This is a genomic window from Bifidobacterium catenulatum DSM 16992 = JCM 1194 = LMG 11043 (assembly GCF_001025195.1).
Classification (GTDB): domain Bacteria; phylum Actinomycetota; class Actinomycetes; order Actinomycetales; family Bifidobacteriaceae; genus Bifidobacterium; species Bifidobacterium catenulatum.
This window is the reverse complement of the sequence record NZ_AP012325.1, coordinates 1,503,474-1,520,580: the sequence shown is the minus strand read 5'-3', so window position 1 is coordinate 1,520,580 and position 17,107 is coordinate 1,503,474. Positions and strand designations below refer to the sequence as shown.

Here is a 17,107-nt window from a genome sequence, read left to right as displayed (position 1 = left end):
CCCGAATCCGATGGATTACTCCAGAAGGTTCGGGACCTTTTTAATAGTCTTTATGCAGATCTTTATGCAGACATGTGTTTCTTTTTGTGATTTGTGGATATACAGCAATTCTTAGGAGGTTATTTTGCTAGCATGCGGTATGTTGCATGTCATGATAAACGCGCACGACTGGTTTGCGGAGTCGTGCTGTGGAAAACGAGGATGTTATGTGCGATGGAGAAATAGAGCTATCTGACCGTGCAAAATCGCTCTGGGGCAAAACGAATCGAGTGGATGATACTGAATGGTTGCCCCTATATGTGCACATGGCGGATTCGGCTGCGATGGCAGTGAGAATTTGGGATACTTGGGTTCCTTATGGAACGAAATCAATAATATCTCGTGACCTTGGTAATGATGACGATTTGGCAAGAAAACTAATGATTTTCCTTGCCGGCGTGCATGACATCGGCAAGGCGACGCCTGTGTTTCAGGCTAAACCCATTTCATTCGGTCCTGATGCGGAAAGCCTTGCCTGGAAGCCGGAACAAGCAGGGCTTCCTATGATCGCGGGACTTAGGGATACCAGTCATCCCACTCATCCCATTGCCGGGCAGGTCATTCTCGAAAGATATTTTTCACTGGTTCATAAATGGGGTGAAAGAGAGTCGAGACAATACGCTTGCGTTGTGGGAGGCCATCACGGAACTCCGCCGGATAAAAGCAAGCTTGAAAGCGCGAGATTAGGGAAAACGGAATCCGGTCTGGACTCAGAAGTATGGACGACAACTCAGAATGAGCTTATAGAATTCATTGCCGGAACCGTTGGCATAGGGGATGAAGAGTGGAAATTGCTCTCCAAGAAGAGATTCAGCGCTCAGTCCGCTGTGCTTGCAACGGGCTTGGTCATTATAGCCGATTGGATTGCCAGTAACAGTGATGCTGATATGTTTCCCTTAGTGCGGGTGCATCCTCTGTGGGACGATGATGAGCCTTTCGGCATGACAGAGCGAAAATACGATGATATTCAGTCATGGTCAGGGCTACAAAGAAGAGCGGAACGCGCATGGGCGTGTGTGCAATTGCCACATGCGTGGAAGCCGGCGAATATACCATCATCCTGCCAAGATCTTTTCTCGACTAGATTCAGACTGCCCGAAGGCGCGCAGCCGCGTCCTGTTCAAGAACAAGCTGTTCGTGTTGCTCGTGATACAGACGCTCGGGGACTGCTGATAATCGAAGCGCCGATGGGCGAGGGGAAGACTGAGGCCGCCCTCGCCGCTGCGGAAATCCTAGCGCAGCGTACAGGCAGGGGCGGCATATGCGTAGCGTTGCCGACGATGGCTACCACGGATGCCATGTTCTCACGAGTGCATCGGTGGCTGGATGCTTTGCCGTCCTGTGATTCTACGGATGAGAAAACGGTTTGGCTGGCACATGGCAAAGCAAAACTTAACGACGATTTCCAAGGCATTATCGCGGCTTCGCGTCGACATTTCTCTTCGGTTGGTCAGGATGATACCGATGAACCGTACTCAAGGAAACATGGTGAGATTTCTCCTGAAACCGTTGTCTCCGATTGGATATGGGGACGCAAGAAAGGAGCGCTCGCCAATTTTCTTGTGTGCACGGTCGATCAGGTGTTGATGGGCGCTCTGCAAATGAAGCATGTGGTGCTGCGTCAACTTGCGATGGCAAACAAGGTCGTCATCGTCGATGAATGCCATGCTTACGATGCGTATATGCGCGAGTATCTCAAGATGGCACTGGAATGGCTTGGTAGTACCAGAACTCCGGTCATTTTGTTATCTGCAACATTGCCGGAGAGCCAGCGCGAGGAAATGGCGAAGGCATATTTGAAAGGATGGAGGAACAGCAAGCTTGAGCTTCCGTCGGAAGCAAAGCGTGGAGGAATTCAGGAACTTAAAAGAAGGCAGCTTGCGGCGAAGAATGAGAAAGTATACGTCAACGAACCTAAATTGGTTCAAGAAAGGGGAATTTCATCTGTCCACAAGGTCTCGTCTGCGTATCCGGTGTTGACATACACTTCCGATACGGAAATCAAACACATGGATGTGAAACCTTCTGGCAGATCGATGAACGTGCGTTGCCAGATTGTTGATGACAGCGATGAAGCGCTGATTAGCTTACTTGATCGCCTACTTGAAGATGGCGGTTGTGTAGGAGTGATTTGCGATACGGTCGGTAGGGCACAGCATGCGGCGAAACTGCTAAGTGATTATTTCGGCAGTGAGTATGTGAAGTTGACACATTCGCGGTTCATGGATATCGACCGTATGTCCAATGAAGCCGAACTACGTCAGTTGCTAGGGCCGGATAGCACTGTTGGGAATGGCGAGCGTCCTCAACGTATGATCGTAGTTGGGACGCAAGTGCTGGAGCAGTCGTTGGATATTGATTTCGACACACTGGTGACGGATATCGCGCCGGTTGATTTGATTATGCAGCGTCTTGGAAGGGTGCATCGTCACAGGCGTGGTAACAACGAGTGCGACCGTCCAAGTCTCTTGCGGGAAGCGGCATGCTACATCCGAGGCATTGCATTCTGGAATGATAATGGCCCCGAGTTCGCTAAGGGGGTGGACGCGGTATATGACGTGGCCTCTCTGATGGAATCGCTTGCGGTTCTGGAATTGACTGGTTCTTCCGCTTTCTGCACGCAATGTTTGCCGAAGGACATAGCTCGTACCGTAAGGAATGCATATGGCAATGACGTTCGGAGCCTCGTGCCTACGGCGTGGAATATGCAATATGACAAAGGCTGCGAGGAGCGGGCGAACAAGCAAGAGAAGAAGAGAGCGGATGCTCACAGCTATCTCATTCAATCGGTAGCTGTCATGAATCGGAAACGCTCGCTGGTGGACTGGTTTTCTCCTCAGATCGATGAGACTGATGATGACAAGGGACAACGTGCCGTAAGAGATACGCAGGACACTGTGGAAGTGATGTTGCTCTGCAAACACGATGGAGAAGTGTGTTTGCTGCCTTGGATCGGTGATAAGCGTAACGGTATAGAACGAGGAGCGGTTATTCCTGTCGATACAGTTCCTTGTGATGATGTGGCTAAAGTTGCCGCGCAGTGTTCCGTGAGACTGCCCGTGGCGTTGTGTGCGCACGGGCGGATTGATTCGTTGATTGCTGCGCTGGAGGAAGGCTGTGGGACTGAGGCTGCGTATTGGCAGGAATCGCCTTGGCTTGCGGGAAAGCTTGCTTTGTTCCTTCATGAGGATGCGGAAAAGCATCTGTCCTCAGATGAATTGTGTGGATATACGATTTCGTATTCGCGTGGCGACGGATTGACATATACGAAGAAAGAGGATAATTGAAATGTCCTCATTTAGGGATGATCCCATAAAAGATTTGGGATTCGTAGTGTTCCCCGCGTCTGCGGGGTTGGATCAACGGGATTGCTGATTTCATGCTTTCCCGCTGCGTCTCTGGAAATTCACAAAAACGAACTCTTTTATGTTGACAGGTTTAATCTTTGGGTATATGCTCTAAAAAAGAACCTGCAATCAAGGCTGATGTGTAAAGGAGTCGGGGGAAATGGATAGAAACTTCTCGTTACTCGATGATGGTTGGATTCCGGTTTCCTATGTCGATGGGCATCCTGATGAAGTGTCGCTTCGACGGCTTTTTGAGGATGCTTGGAAAATCAAGGAAATACGGGGTGATATTCCTCAGCAGGCGATAGCGATACTTCGGTTGGCGCTCGGCATTTTGTATCGCGCGTATTACGTTGAGAATCCTAGCGAGGAACAAATGAGAGACATGTGGGATGACATATTCCGCATAGGGCACTTCGATTTGGATATCTTGGAGGACTATTTTGATGAATGGGGCGATAGATTCTTCCTGTTTGGGGACAGGCCCTTCTTCCAAGTTTCCGGACTGGAATATGTTGGGCAGAAGCCATATGATCCCGTTTCCGAGATGATTGCGGACATGCCCAAGCCTGAAAAGTACCTGTTTGCCATGCGCGGTTTGGGGACTACAGATACGCTTTCCCTACCGGAGTCCGCACGTTGGCTGGTGTATTTGCAGTCGTTTGATACGGCGGGCATCAAAACTCCAGTGAAAGGGAACACTCATATTAATAAGGGGAAGATTTACCCTCTCAAGGGCTTTCTGGGTACCGGTTGGCTCGGTGGCGTCGGCGGTGTGTATGCGGAAGGAGCGAACCTCTTCGAGACACTGATGCTCAATTGGGTCCTGTATGACGATCGGTATGACTCGGAATATTATCGTTTGTTCGGCAACACGAACGATATTCCAGTATGGGAGAAGAATGAAGTTCCTTCTGCGGATATGGATGATCAAAACAGTTTTGCCGGTCCCGTTCAAGCGATGACATGGCAGTCGCGTCGTATTCGACTGGTGCCGAATGAAGACTGCACGAGAGTCATTGGCGTTGTGAACTGTTACGGAGATGCCGTAACTCAATACAACACTGACGGTTTCGAAAAGATGACTGCTTGGAGGAGAAGCATTCCGCAGCAGAAGAAGTTAGGACTTCCGGTTCCTCCGCATATGCCTGTTACCCACGATGCGAGCAAGGCATTGTGGCGTGGTCTGGAACCCATCCTATGTGTGGGAGATGATGGTGATTTCCGTCCTGGAATTATCAGATGGCTGGAGGAAATTCGCACCGAGGTGCTTGACTCAGAGGAGCATGTGCTGAATATGGTGACGATTCATGCTCAAGGCATGACTTATGGCACGCAAAGCAGTGTGTTCGAAACCGGCATCGATGACAAGCTGTCTCTCAGCATGGTGATGTTCCGTCATGATTATGCGGGTATCGCCGCTGTGGTGGATGTGGTTAAGAGCACGGATAAAGCAGTGACGGCTTTGACGATGTTCGTTCGGAATCTGCGATCGGCGGCGGGTGACCATAGTGGAAAAACCCAAGAGATAGCCGACCAGATTCGTGAGAGCGCGTATGCGGACCTTGACTTGCTTTTCCGTGACAGATTGGCGAACTTTGATGAGTCTCAAGACCCCGTGACGTACTCCAATGCATGGTTGGATGAGGTCCATCGGTTGCTGTTGACGATGGGACGGGATTACTTGAGTCAGTCGCCGGTACCGGTTTTCGAAGAACATGAATCCGGAAGGTTCGGCGTGATGAGTGCCGCTCTTGCGCAATTGTTGTTCCGCGGATCGCTAAACAAGGAACTTGGTCGTATCTCAGACTAGGGGTTTCGACCGCATTTGACCAAAGGAGGAAATGACTATGGCGTCGTTATCAAGATACGATAAGGCGAAAGCTGTTGGGAAATATGCTGCCAGTCTGGTTTATGATGTGCAACGCGAGTACGTTTCAGGCAGCGGCAGCAGCGCGAGAGGTAGGGCCCGACTCTCGAGGCTGCACCGAGACCTGGACGGGGTATCTCCGTCTTGGATGCTAATCGGTGATGAACTGTTTTCGAATTGGCCGGCTGAGCTTGATGCGCCAGCAGATAATTCGCCTGAATTCGAACGCCAGAGCAATGCAATCAGAGCCGCGTTGGGGTTATACGCAGTTCATCAGCGTTCGAAAAAACAGGGAGTCGCACAAAAGTTCCAGAGCAATCCAAGCCTACGTATGACCTTTGGACGCGCATGCAGAAGGATTGAACCTGATACTGATAATGCTAAAGGCATTCTGCGACGACTGAGGGTCGCGGAGAATGCTCCCGATTTCAATGGAATCGTTCGCAGTATACGTGCTCTCATTATGTTGATGCGCAACACCGATATTCAGGTTGATTATGGTTCCTTGGCCAGTGACCTGTACCTGTTGCAGTTCTCTGATAGCCGTGGACCTGTGTTCCAGCGATGGGGCAGGGATTACTATGCCAAGCTTCCGTCAACGCAAAACGGTCAAAAGACTGACAAGTAACTATCTATTTTTTCAAAAACTTCACGATAAACCGATTAGGAGGAAAATTATGTTCGTAGATATCCATTGCCTTCAGCAGGTGCCGCCGAGCAACATTAATCGAGACGATACCGGCAGTCCGAAGACTGCATATGTTGGTGGGGCGCTGAGAGCTCGTGTATCCAGCCAGTCCTGGAAGCGTGCCATGCGTGAAATGTTCAGCAGTAAGTTGGACAGCAGCAAGTTGGGGAAGCGTACTAAGAGCGCGGTGGCGTTGATCAGCAGTGTTATCGCTGAGAAAAGGCCGGATTTGGTGGAAGAATCCAAGAGTCTGGCAGAGAAAGTGCTGGCTGCTACGGGTGTCAAGGTTAAGGCGTCTGACCGTGCGGGAGCGGACAAAGGTTCCTCTGCCACGGAGTACCTGATCTTCATCGCCAACCGTGAAGTTGAACAGCTGGCCGATATTGCGATTACCGCATTCGATGAGGGGAAGGATCCCTCAAAGATGAAGAAGGAAGTAGCCGCAGTATTCCATGGCGAGCAGGCTATCGATATCGCATGCTTTGGTCGTATGCTGGCCGATGCTCCGGATCTGAATACGGATGCCTCGGCTCAGGTCGCCCATGCGTTCTCCATCGATCAGATCACGCCTGAATATGACTACTTCACCGCCGTTGATGATTGCGCATCGGATGATAATGCCGGTGCTGCCATGATTGATACGATTGGCTTCAACTCCTCGACCTTGTATCGCTACGCGACGGTGAATGTTGATGCGTTGAAGGATCAGCTGCAGGATGCAAACGCAGCGGTGGAGGGAGTTGCCGCTTTCGTGGACGCCTTTATCAAATCCATGCCGTCCGGCAAGCAGAACACGTTCGCCAACCACACGTTGCCTGAGGATATTGTGATCGTGCTTCGCGATTCGCAGCCGATTAGCGCAGCTGACGCCTTTGAGGACCCCATCAAGAGGAAGGATGGGATTTCGGTCTCCAGACAAGGTATCGAACGACTGGGTGACAGGTTGAACGAGATTCGTATCAACTACGGCGAGGAACCGGTGAAGGCTTGGCATGTTGTGTCCGGTGGTTCTGTGCACAGTCTGGATGAATGGAGCGAACAGGTTACGCTGCCGGAGCTTGAGCAGGGCTTGCGAGAAACGCTGAGCGCCGCGTATTCCGCGTGATGCTCGGAAGGAGTTGAAATGAGCGTTCTGTTATTGCAATTGGCCGGCCCATTGCAGTCATGGGGCGATTCTTCGCGATTCGTTCGGCGCGAGACTCGTAGCGAACCAACCAAAAGCGGTGTGATTGGCATGCTAGCTTCGGCGCAAGGGCGTACCCGGGAGGATCCCATAGAGGATTTGCTAGGCATATCGTTTGGTGTGCGTGTGGAGCAACGTGGCAGGGTAATCCGTGATTTGCAGACCGAAAAATCCTTGACAAGGAAACGTAACTCCAGAAAGTTCGACAAGGAGATGCCGCTGACTTATCGGTATTATCTGGCTGATGCTTGTTTTCTGGTCGCGCTCGGTGCCGATCGTTCAGTTCTGGAAATGTTGGATGAGGCGATTCATTCGCCGAAATGGCCGTTGTATCTAGGTCGACGTTCGTGCCCGCCGAATTATCCGCTGTCGTTGGGCATCCATGATGAGTATGAGGATATTCGTCAGGCTCTGAATTCCGAGACGTGGCACGCTTCGGAATGGTATCGGAGGCGTTACAGGTACCCGGATCTGGAAATTGTCTGTGACGCGGAGAAAGGCGAAAACATAACGACGCAATCTGACTTGCCGTTAAGCTTCAGCCGAGAAGGCCGGCGTTATGCGAATCGTGCGGTGCACCGTTACCGCATTCCTAACCCTGATAAGCCCGTGGAAAAAGGCGCAAAGGATAGTATACGACCTCCTTCCTTTGAATCTACCGGTGAATCGGATCCGATGAATTTCATCTAGGTGGGAGATAGGAAAGACAGCGATGTTTATCTCGAGAATACCCTTGAACAAAGCGCGATATGGGGCTCGTCAGCTTATCGGTTCGCCATATAAGCTGCATGCAGCAGTGGAATGCGCGTTCCCTCCCAATGCGGTTCGGAACAATGATGAAGGACGTATCCTGTGGAGGCTGGACACGTCCGTAAATGATAACGCTGTTTGGCTCTATGTGGTGAGTCCGGAAAAACCTGACTTCATGCATATCGTCGAACAAGCTGGTTGGCCGACGCATGTGGAATGGGAAACAAAGAACTATGAGCCGTTGCTTGAGCGTATCGCAAAAGGGCAGCAGTGGCATTTCAAGCTTCGTGCGAATCCCGCTCGAAAGGCAAAGGAGGATAAAGGTCGGAGACATAGAAGCGATGGAATCGTCGGCAAGGTGCAAGGCCACATTACCGTTGATCAGCAACTGCAATGGTTGATTGATCGTTCGGCATCCCATGGCTTCACCATTCTGAACGATCAGAATGATCAGCCTGACGTGGTGGTGAAGGAGCGGCATAAGGAAAATTTCAAACGTGCCGATGCCACCGTTACTTTGGTCACTGCGGTTTTTGAAGGCCGCTTGGAAGTCACCGATGCGGAACTGTTCCGCAAGGCCCTTTGCCAAGGTATAGGAAGAGCGAAAGGTTTTGGATGCGGATTGCTGACAATTGCTCCGGATTTGAACAATAAGGACGAATGATGAATACACAAACGACAGACGACGACAAGCCTACGGACGATTATGCTGAGGCAGCGGAGCGTCAGCCGAAGAAAACCGGATACTCTCATATGGGTACTCCGCCACCAGAGATCAGTGAACTTGTCCGTGCGGAAGACCGTTTGTCGTTTGCGTATTTTGAGCATTGCACCATCGGGCGTGATGACAATGCCATTACCGCAACGGATAGTACCGGTGTTACTCACATTCCTGCGGCGACGCTGAGCGTGTTGATGCTGGGGCCTGGAACGCGCGTGACGCATCAGGCGATGACGGTCATAGGGGAGAATGGTGCGACTGTGATCTGGGTGGGGGAGCGGGGTATTCGTATGTATGCCTTCGGTAAACCATTGACGCATTCTTCTGTGCTGCTGCAAAGGCAGGCGGCTCTCGTGTCTAACACAAGGAAGAGATTGAATGTTGCGCGTCAGATGTACCAAATGCGTTTCCCAGGCGAAGATGTGAGTGGTTTGACTATGCAGCAGCTTCGGGGTCGCGAGGGAGCGCGTATACGACGGGTGTACCGTGAGTGTTCCGCTCGTGCCGGGGTGGAGTGGGACAAAAGAACGTATGATCATGATGATTTTATGGCTGGCTCGGAGATTAACAAAGCCTTGTCTGCTGCCCATACGTGTCTGTATGGTCTGGCGCATGCCGCAATAGTGGCGCTGGGCTGCTCTCCGGGGTTAGGTTTCGTGCATGTAGGTCATGAGCGGTCGTTCGTCTACGATATAGCCGATCTTTATAAGGCTGACTTGTCGATTCCGGTTGCATTCGAAACGGCGGCGACTCATCCAGAAGATATTGGATCGGCAATACGGCATAGCATTCGCGATGCGGTGTACGATCTTAGTTTGCTGAGACGAATGGTGAAAGACATTCGCGTGTTACTGGGGGAATCTTCCTCCGATGGTGTTCGGGGCGCTGAGGATCATGTCGGCCTGTGGGATGAACGGTTGGGAGAAGTGTCTGCAGGGAAATCCTATGCCGATGATGAGTGGGGATATGAGGAATGGTAGTTATTGTTTTAACGGCATGCCCGGTGGGTTTGCGCGGTGACCTTACTCGGTGGCTATTGGAAATATCGCCAGGTGTGTTTGTGGGACATTTGGATGCACGTGTTCGTGAAAAACTGTGGGAGCGAATCGTTGAACTTTCAAAAAACGGTCGTGCCATTATGGTTTATTCGGCTCGAAATGAGCAACATCTTGCTTTTAAAGTGCATGGAGCTGAATGGTCTCCGACAGACTGTGAAGGCTTAGAGCTTGTAAAACGTCCTTCTGGCCCAAAGGAAGTGTCGTTTGGTGGTGCTCTTCACCGTGGATGGAGTAATGCCAGTAAGTATCGGCAGGCGAAGAAGTATTCAAACTAAATGAAAAACGAATGACATGAATTCAAAAACCGCGAAATTATGCTAGTCTCTTAGAGTGTTCCCCGCATACGCGGGGATGATCCCGGACGTATGGTGTGTGTTTGCGGTAGTCTTTTGTGTTCCCCGCATACGCGGGGATGATCCCAATCGGAAAACCCACACTCCCGACAACGGTTAGTGTTCCCCGCATACGCGGGGATGATCCTTGAGCCTGTGCGTAAGCATTGTTAATGCCCATGTGTTCCCCGCATACGCGGGGATGATCCTAGGTGTTTTATCACCATGTCTCAGATATGCCAGTGTTCCCCGCATACGCGGGGATGATCCCCGTACCTTAGCCATACTTCTCCGATGGCTTGCGTGTTCCCCGCATACGCGGGGATGATCCCGGTATTTTACGACGGTTCAGCCGTTTTCGTACGTGTTCCCCGCATACGCGGGGATGATCCCGCGCACACGCACGCCAACACGCTACGCCACATGTGTTCCCCGCATACGCGGGGATGATCCTATACGGGACCTCAAGCCGCCTCTGATGATTGGGTGTTCCCCGCATACGCGGGGATGATCCCGGTCAACAGTGTTGTAAAACTCGCTGAAGCTGGTGTTCCCCGCATACGCGGGGATGATCCCGGCGCATTATCCGCATAGTCGGTGACGCCAATGTGTTCCCCGCATACGCGGGGATGATCCCAGGGAGTGCCAAACCGGTGTCCTGACCCGCAAGTGTTCCCCGCATACGCGGGGATGATCCCTCCTCACGCATAGGGTCAGGCAAATACGTTACGTGTTCCCCGCATACGCGGGGATGATCCCTGCTGGCCGTCGCTGATGAGGCCGGCAGGGCGGTGTTCCCCGCATACGCGGGGATGATCCCGCCACTATAGGCAAGGTCGGCAGCATCCAGGGGTGTTCCCCGCATACGCGGGGATGATCCCAAACCGTCCTACGCGACGGAGGAAGGAAGAACGTGTTCCCCGCATACGCGGGGATGATCCCCACGTCGCTATCGTAGTACGAGACAATGGCAAGTGTTCCCCGCATACGCGGGGATGATCCCTCTTGAATGTCTTTGAAGAAGGTTTCCTTACGGTGTTCCCCGCATACGCGGGGATGATCCCTCGACTTGAGCGAGATAGTAAGGTGGAATTCGGTGTTCCCCGCATACGCGGGGATGATCCCACGGCGATAATCAGATTTTGCGCTTGAGGATTGTGTTCCCCGCATACGCGGGGATGATCCCAACGGCTCAGCGTTGGCATTGGCTAACAGCGCGTGTTCCCCGCATACGCGGGGATGATCCCTTGGGCGAACACCAACCATTACCGGACGGAAAGTGTTCCCCGCATACGCGGGGATGATCCCGATATGGCACTCACCGACGAAGACATCATGAGGTGTTCCCCGCATACGCGGGGATGATCCCGGTCAACTGTGTTATAAAATTCCGAGAATGAAGTGTTCCCCGCATACGCGGGGATGATCCCGAGGCCGACGAATTGGATTGGGGCACCGGACTGGTGTTCCCCGCATACGCGGGGATGATCCCTGGGCAGGCAGCGTCTCGCCCTTGTGGTCGAAGTGTTCCCCGCATACGCGGGGATGATCCCACATCACCAGACGCAACGAACAAGCCCTCACAGTGTTCCCCGCATACGCGGGGATGATCCCGGCATCGTTCGTGTTGGTAACGCTGAAGCCTAGTGTTCCCCGCATACGCGGGGATGATCCCTGCACCATGAGCAAGTACGGGTTGCCGGTAAGGTGTTCCCCGCATACGCGGGGATGATCCCAAGTCTTCGATGGATTCTTCATTATTGTCACCGTGTTCCCCGCATACGCGGGGATGATCCCAAGTCTTCGATGGATTCTTCATTATTGTCACCGTGTTCCCCGCATACGCGGGGATGATCCCAGACGGACGCGCCGCGCATTGTGTTTGACTGGGTGTTCCCCGCATACGCGGGGATGATCCCAATAAAATACCACATATCAAGACTCCTTTGCAGTGTTCCCCGCATACGCGGGGATGATCCCCGCCTTGTACACGAACCCGACGACGCCGGAAGGTGTTCCCCGCATACGCGGGGATGATCCCTCATAGTTGAATACACCAATATCGCCATCCAGCTTGCCGATGATTACTACCATCGTGTGCGCCAGTCATGGGCCAATCATGCCGGAGTGAGCCTTCCGGCACTCGAACGATACGGGTTCACTGACGTCGACCGGGTACTATGGGCCATGAGGGGCGGCTTGGCCAACACCGACTGGAACGGTCTGAAATACCGGGACGTGAAAACCGGAAACAGCAAGGCCGTCATCACCATGAGTGACTTATGGCCAAACCTGGCCAATCCGGACGACGCCCAACAATTCATAGTCGATATGATGCGCAATGCGCTACGCCTGCAGACACAGCGTAACATTCGGCTGGATCCGAGCAATCCACGATGAGCCCGAGTGCCGCAGGGCAGGACGTGCGCTTTTTGCGCGATGCTCGCCTCGCGAGGATTCGCATACACCAGCCAGGAGGTCGCAGGCGGCGAGGGCAACGCATTCCACCACGATTGCGATTGCCGCATCATCCCGACATGGGGCGAGCAGACACTGCCGAACTACGACTGGCGCAAATACGAGCGATGGTATGAGGAGACAAAGGAGCTGCTGGAGGCAGGGGCACTTCCTATCGCGACTCCCTCAGGGAGATGCGCCGTTTACATCTCGGTGAATTCAGGGATGGCGTGGTTCCGCAGCCCGATGTCTCATGGGATTATGAGCGCATCCGCCCATCAGAAGACGAGTTGAGACGATTGAGCGATTATGAAGCTGCTATGCCTGGAGACAAATATTAGGGTGTATCGAGAGTTCCGAGTTGGTTTCAATGACAATCCGAGGGGTGAAAGCGAGTTTATGGGCACGCATGCGGGGTCTCAGATGCGCAGGACTCCTCACGCAGCGCATATCACAATCCTAGCTAGGCGCGTAGGTCATGAATTTCCTGATTGCAGATGTCGTGAGCCATTCCTGGATATTCGAAGTAGGTGAGATTGCCGGTTTGCGCGAGTTTGTTGCGCGCACACTGTTGGTCGGATAGTGGAATTGTGCGGTCTTCGCTGCCGTAACAGAGTGCGAATCGCGTGCGTCCGGTCGCGGGCAAGAGATCAGCGGTTTCACCTTTGAATGACGGACTCATCAAAATCGCCATATCGAACACATCGGGATGTTCCGCAATCATGCGATACGATAGGTATCCACCCTGCGAAAACCCAATTAATACTTTACGAAACCGCACATATGCGGGCGAATCCAGCAATCGTACGATGGCATCGCCCACGGCACTGCACTCACGTCGACGCTCTCCTACGGAACATCCATCTGGATACCAGTAGTAGCTTCCGATGTAAGGACGTTCATACGTGCCTCGGAACGACAGATAATTCGGATGCTGGGCAGAAGCAATGGAGTTGTCCGTTGAAGATACGTCTCGCTTCGGAACATCATAAATCGCATCAATGATGCGGATCATCTCATTTTCATCATTGCTGAATCCATGAAATCCCAAGAACAGCAGATTATCGCCGTCCGTTTCGCAGGCTGTCACATCAATGCTGGTACTCACGTTCAAACGCATATCAACCTTCCATCGCATGTCGATAGTATGCGGATTTCCAACGGCACCATAACGGTGGATAGCGAATTGGACAAGGGTGCGATGCTCACCGTCATGCTGCCGTTGGTTGAAGGAAACACTGAATATGTGGCGAAGTTTACAGCAATCCATCCGCATGCAACGCGCCATACATGCGGTCCAAGCAATCCACAAGCAGCGGATAAGGCATCGCCACATTCACGCGCACGCAGCCGGCGCCGGCCTCGCCGCATAAACGCCCGTCGGTCAACGCCACTTGCGCTTTCTCAAGGAAGTATGTGGCTGGATCGTCGATGCCGAGCGGACCGAAATCAAGCCATGTAATATAGGTGCCCTGCGGCTTGATGTAGCCGACGCCAGCGAACCGTTCACGCATTTGTTCGTCGAAAAGGTCAAGATTCCTGCGTACGTAGGCGAGCGCGTCTTGGAACCACGGGTCACCCTCGTTGTATGCTGCGGTGGTGGCAATCGCGCCGATGGTGGCGGTCTGATGCTCGCTCCACTCCGCCTTGACTGCCCACATGTCACGATCCGTAGGATTGGTGAGCAGCACCTGCGCACACTTCGTGCCTGGAATATTGAACGACTTCGACGCGCTGGTGGCGGTCATCGACTGCAATGCTGCCTGTTCACTGATGGTGGGGAATGGAATATGCTTGCCTTCGAATACAAACGGAGCATGGATCTCATCATTGAAAATGCGCACATCGTACTGCGCTGCCAAATCGCTTAGGCGCAGCTCTTCCTCCAGAGTAAGCACTTTGCCGATCGGATTATGAGGATTGCAAAGCACGAACGCATGGCATCCGGCCGCAAACGCGCGTTCAATGGCGTCGAAATCGAACAGCCACTGCGCCTCACCGGTTTCAGTGTCGCCGCTTTGCAGCATTTCGATTTCGATCACATTGACGTCATAGAGTTTCGGCACGCTTAGGAACGGCATGTAGGCAGGTGTCGGCACGATCACGCTGTTGCCTGCGCCGACCAGTTCGCGCAGGAAGATCTCGTATGCCTCAAGCACGTCGGGAACCACGCGAATGATACTGGGGTCCACATTCCAGCCGTAATGTGTGCGCTGCCAGCCTGCGCATGCCTCTGCCACGCGCTGCTTCCAAGGGTCGGGAATGTAGCCAAGTTTGCAATGGTCACAAGCGTTGTCGATGGCTTCCTGAATGCAGGGTGCTAGGCCGTAGTCCATTTCGGCGATGAACGCGCCGATGCAGCCGGGGTAGCGTGTCCACTTGTCGGAGCCGACTTCGGCAAGGTCGGCTGCGGTGGTGTGGTCGATGGCGTCGGCGTTAAAGCCGGAATCGGTACGATGCTTGATATCCATGATTTCTTCCATGATTCCAGCATGACGTACGCGTTGGGTGAAAGAACAGTGTGTTCTTGTGCTGAAAGCAGAGATGGTTATGAAGTTTTCTTATATCAGATGCTTTTGCTATTCAATTATTAATCTGATTATGTCGATGCTGAAAAATAAGAAACATTCGCTTGCGTCAGCATCCTGCTATCGGGGAATCGGTGAATCAGATGCTTTCCAAATACTGGTGCGACGCTTTTTCGATTTCGTCCTTGACGCGGGCGACCGCTGGGCGATCATCCGCTTTTCTCGTGACGAAACAGACTGTGCGGAACGCGTTGTCGTCGGCAATCGGAAGCGCGGCCAAGTCAGGCTGCGTTCCGGCGGTTGTAGCCAAGCGGGACACAATCGAGACGCCCATGCCGACTTCCACGAGATTCTGCGTGGCCCAATAATCGTCGGTCGAATGCGTAATCTCCGGCGTGAAACCGGCGGTACGTGCTAACGACACCAGATTCGCCCGACAGGTCTCGCAGCCGGCGATCCACTGTTCGCCGCGTGCCGAAACCAGCTGGACCGGCAGATGCGAGCTTTCATACTGGCGTGTGATCGTGTTGTTCGCACTGATCAGCAGCATCAGCGGGTCGATGCCGAAGGGGGAGACTTCCAAATCGTCCGGACCAACTAAGGCAGGCAGTGAATTGTATTGGAAAATGATCGCGCAATCGGCAAGCCCCTGTTCCAACGCGTCCATGGCCTCAGGTGGCTCCATCTGCATGAGGCTCACGCGAATATCGGACGTTTTGCTGATATGCACGAGTACGCGTGCCACGAACGACGAGCATACCGATGGGGGAGCGACTAGGCGAATATGCGTCGATCCGTTGCGCTGGTATTCCTCCACATCTTTGACGGCCTGTGTGACGCGATTGTCGATGAGCTGCCCGTGGCGTGCCAGAATACGGCCGATCGGCGTTAATCCCACCCCATGCGACGTGCGCTGCACGAGTTTTGCGTCAAGTTCGCGTTCGACCTTGCGGATCTGTTGGCTGATGGCCGGTTGCGACCAGCCGGTTTCGCGCGCGACCGCGGAGAACGAGCCCAAACGTTCCACATTCCACAAGGTCACGAGAATCTGCGGGTTCAGTGTTTTCGTGCTGAATCCCGTGGCATTCGCGGTGATGCTGATGTCGGTGTTCGTGTTGGCGTTTTCGCGCGTGTTGCTATCGGCTGGAGTGTTCATATGAGGGTAGTGCTCAACTTTTTAGGAATGCGGGAATGGCCTCGGCTGCCGCATAGCCCGCGCGGTACATGCGTTCCAAACCTTCGAACGACTTGCTCAACGTGTTCAGGCCGTACAGGCTTTCCGGCGCGAGGATGAGCACGCGGCCGTCCTGCTCGTATTCCTTGGACAGCGCCACTTCGTCGTTGTACGTCTGATAACGGTTGAGCAGTTTTTCCGCGGCTTCGGGGTGGCTGCGCTTCAAAATCCTGGCCGGGCCGATGTCCCTCTTCTGTTCGCGTACGGTGTCTTTCGGGCGGGTGAGTATCACCACGATACGGTCGTAGCCGTCATCGATGGCCTTCTGCACCGGAATCGGATCGGCGATGCCGCCGTCGTAATAGGGGACGCCATCGATCTCATACGGTTCGCAAGCCACCGGCACCGCTGATGACGCCTTCAGGATGTCGAAATTGTCGTAGCCCACGTCGGACTTGCTGAAATACTTCGTGGAGCCGTCTTCGGCGTTGCACGCAACCACGGTGAAATCGGTCGGGTTGGCTTCGAAAGCCGCGTAGTCAACCGGATTTTCACCATCATGATTGCTGAGCGTGCTATACACGTAGTCGAGGTTGGCGAAATTATGGTTCTTGACGTAGCTGTCGAAGCTCGCGTATTCCTTGCGGAACGCGTACTGCGTGTAGAACGTGTGGTTGCGCCCGTGCTGCTTCGCGATGAACGAGACCATGTTGGCGCTGCCGGCGGAAACGCCGTAGCAATGGTCGACGCTGATGCCGTCCTCAAGCATGCGGTCCATCACGCCCGCACCGTAGATCGCACGGAAACCGCCGCCGACGTCGATCATTGCCGTTCTATGAGCCATATGCGCCCCGTCCTTTCGTCGTCCGTCCTTTCGGGTTTCAATTGACTTTACGCGGTCTAATTGACGTATTTTTGCGTATTCGGTCATTTCTTAGCGAAGGACGACGTAAAATATCT

At 53.2% G+C, this 17,107-nt stretch carries 14 protein-coding genes and 1 CRISPR repeat array; of the genes, 10 read left to right on the top strand and 4 right to left on the bottom strand.

Annotated features, from left to right (window positions below; all coding sequences use genetic code 11):
• Positions 1 to 188 precede the first annotated feature (188 nt).
• From BBCT_RS06480 to BBCT_RS09825, 10 genes are all read left to right on the top strand, one after another.
• On the top strand, positions 189 to 3,326 hold the full coding sequence (locus BBCT_RS06480) for a CRISPR-associated helicase/endonuclease Cas3 (RefSeq protein WP_003834169.1): 3,138 nt from the start codon (positions 189 to 191) through the stop codon (positions 3,324 to 3,326).
• 220 nt (positions 3,327 to 3,546) lie between these two features.
• Entirely contained in the window at positions 3,547 to 5,199 is a 1,653-nt protein-coding gene (gene casA, locus BBCT_RS06475) for a type I-E CRISPR-associated protein Cse1/CasA (RefSeq protein WP_003834171.1), read from the top strand.
• Between the two features lie 37 nt (positions 5,200 to 5,236).
• Positions 5,237 to 5,884 (top strand): type I-E CRISPR-associated protein Cse2/CasB, encoded by a 648-nt coding sequence (gene casB, locus BBCT_RS06470; protein ID WP_047750756.1) that lies wholly within the window; start codon positions 5,237 to 5,239, stop codon positions 5,882 to 5,884.
• 49 nt (positions 5,885 to 5,933) lie between these two features.
• A complete protein-coding gene (cas7e, locus tag BBCT_RS06465; protein ID WP_003834175.1) occupies positions 5,934 to 7,049 on the top strand; it encodes a type I-E CRISPR-associated protein Cas7/Cse4/CasC in 1,116 nt (371 codons plus the stop codon).
• 18 nt (positions 7,050 to 7,067) lie between these two features.
• Positions 7,068 to 7,817 carry a type I-E CRISPR-associated protein Cas5/CasD gene (gene cas5e, locus BBCT_RS06460; protein WP_033512520.1) on the top strand — a complete coding sequence of 250 codons (750 nt, stop codon included), beginning with the start codon at positions 7,068 to 7,070 and terminating at the stop codon, positions 7,815 to 7,817.
• Between the two features lie 22 nt (positions 7,818 to 7,839).
• Positions 7,840 to 8,541: a type I-E CRISPR-associated protein Cas6/Cse3/CasE gene (cas6e, locus tag BBCT_RS06455; RefSeq protein ID WP_003834179.1), complete on the top strand. Its 702-nt coding sequence runs from the start codon at positions 7,840 to 7,842 to the stop codon at positions 8,539 to 8,541.
• Positions 8,542 to 8,630: 89 nt separating this feature from the next.
• Positions 8,631 to 9,578, top strand: coding sequence for a type I-E CRISPR-associated endonuclease Cas1e (gene cas1e / locus BBCT_RS06450; protein WP_033512546.1), 948 nt, complete (start codon positions 8,631 to 8,633; stop codon positions 9,576 to 9,578).
• Positions 9,572 to 9,931 carry a type I-E CRISPR-associated endoribonuclease Cas2e gene (cas2e, locus tag BBCT_RS08915; protein ID WP_003834183.1) on the top strand — a complete coding sequence of 120 codons (360 nt, stop codon included), beginning with the start codon at positions 9,572 to 9,574 and terminating at the stop codon, positions 9,929 to 9,931. Before cas1e ends, cas2e begins: the two co-directional genes overlap by 7 nt.
• A 55-nt stretch (positions 9,932 to 9,986) precedes the next feature.
• Positions 9,987 to 12,029: a CRISPR direct-repeat array (repeat unit 29 nt; unit sequence GTGTTCCCCGCATACGCGGGGATGATCCC).
• Between the two features lie 56 nt (positions 12,030 to 12,085).
• Positions 12,086 to 12,388: a hypothetical protein gene (locus BBCT_RS09170; protein ID WP_128805868.1), complete on the top strand. Its 303-nt coding sequence runs from the start codon at positions 12,086 to 12,088 to the stop codon at positions 12,386 to 12,388.
• Between the two features lie 39 nt (positions 12,389 to 12,427).
• Positions 12,428 to 12,739, top strand: coding sequence for a VG15 protein (locus tag BBCT_RS09825; RefSeq protein WP_003834198.1), 312 nt, complete (start codon positions 12,428 to 12,430; stop codon positions 12,737 to 12,739).
• 169 nt (positions 12,740 to 12,908) lie between these two features.
• Here BBCT_RS09825 and BBCT_RS06440 read toward each other — a convergent pair whose 3' ends face one another.
• From BBCT_RS06440 to BBCT_RS06425, 4 genes are all read right to left on the bottom strand, one after another.
• Entirely contained in the window at positions 12,909 to 13,565 is a 657-nt protein-coding gene (locus tag BBCT_RS06440; RefSeq protein WP_033512510.1) for an alpha/beta hydrolase, read from the bottom strand.
• A gap of 136 nt (positions 13,566 to 13,701) precedes the next feature.
• Positions 13,702 to 14,928 (bottom strand): MalY/PatB family protein, encoded by a 1,227-nt coding sequence (locus BBCT_RS06435; RefSeq protein ID WP_003834204.1) that lies wholly within the window; start codon positions 14,926 to 14,928, stop codon positions 13,702 to 13,704.
• A gap of 184 nt (positions 14,929 to 15,112) precedes the next feature.
• The gene (locus tag BBCT_RS06430; protein WP_003834205.1) at positions 15,113 to 16,129 is read right to left on the bottom strand and encodes a LysR family transcriptional regulator; all 1,017 of its coding nucleotides are present in this window, start codon (positions 16,127 to 16,129) and stop codon (positions 15,113 to 15,115) included.
• A 13-nt stretch (positions 16,130 to 16,142) separates the two neighbouring features.
• Positions 16,143 to 16,991, bottom strand: a complete 849-nt coding sequence (locus BBCT_RS06425) for a patatin-like phospholipase family protein (RefSeq protein ID WP_034248505.1) — start codon at positions 16,989 to 16,991, stop codon at positions 16,143 to 16,145.
• Positions 16,992 to 17,107 lie beyond the last annotated feature (116 nt).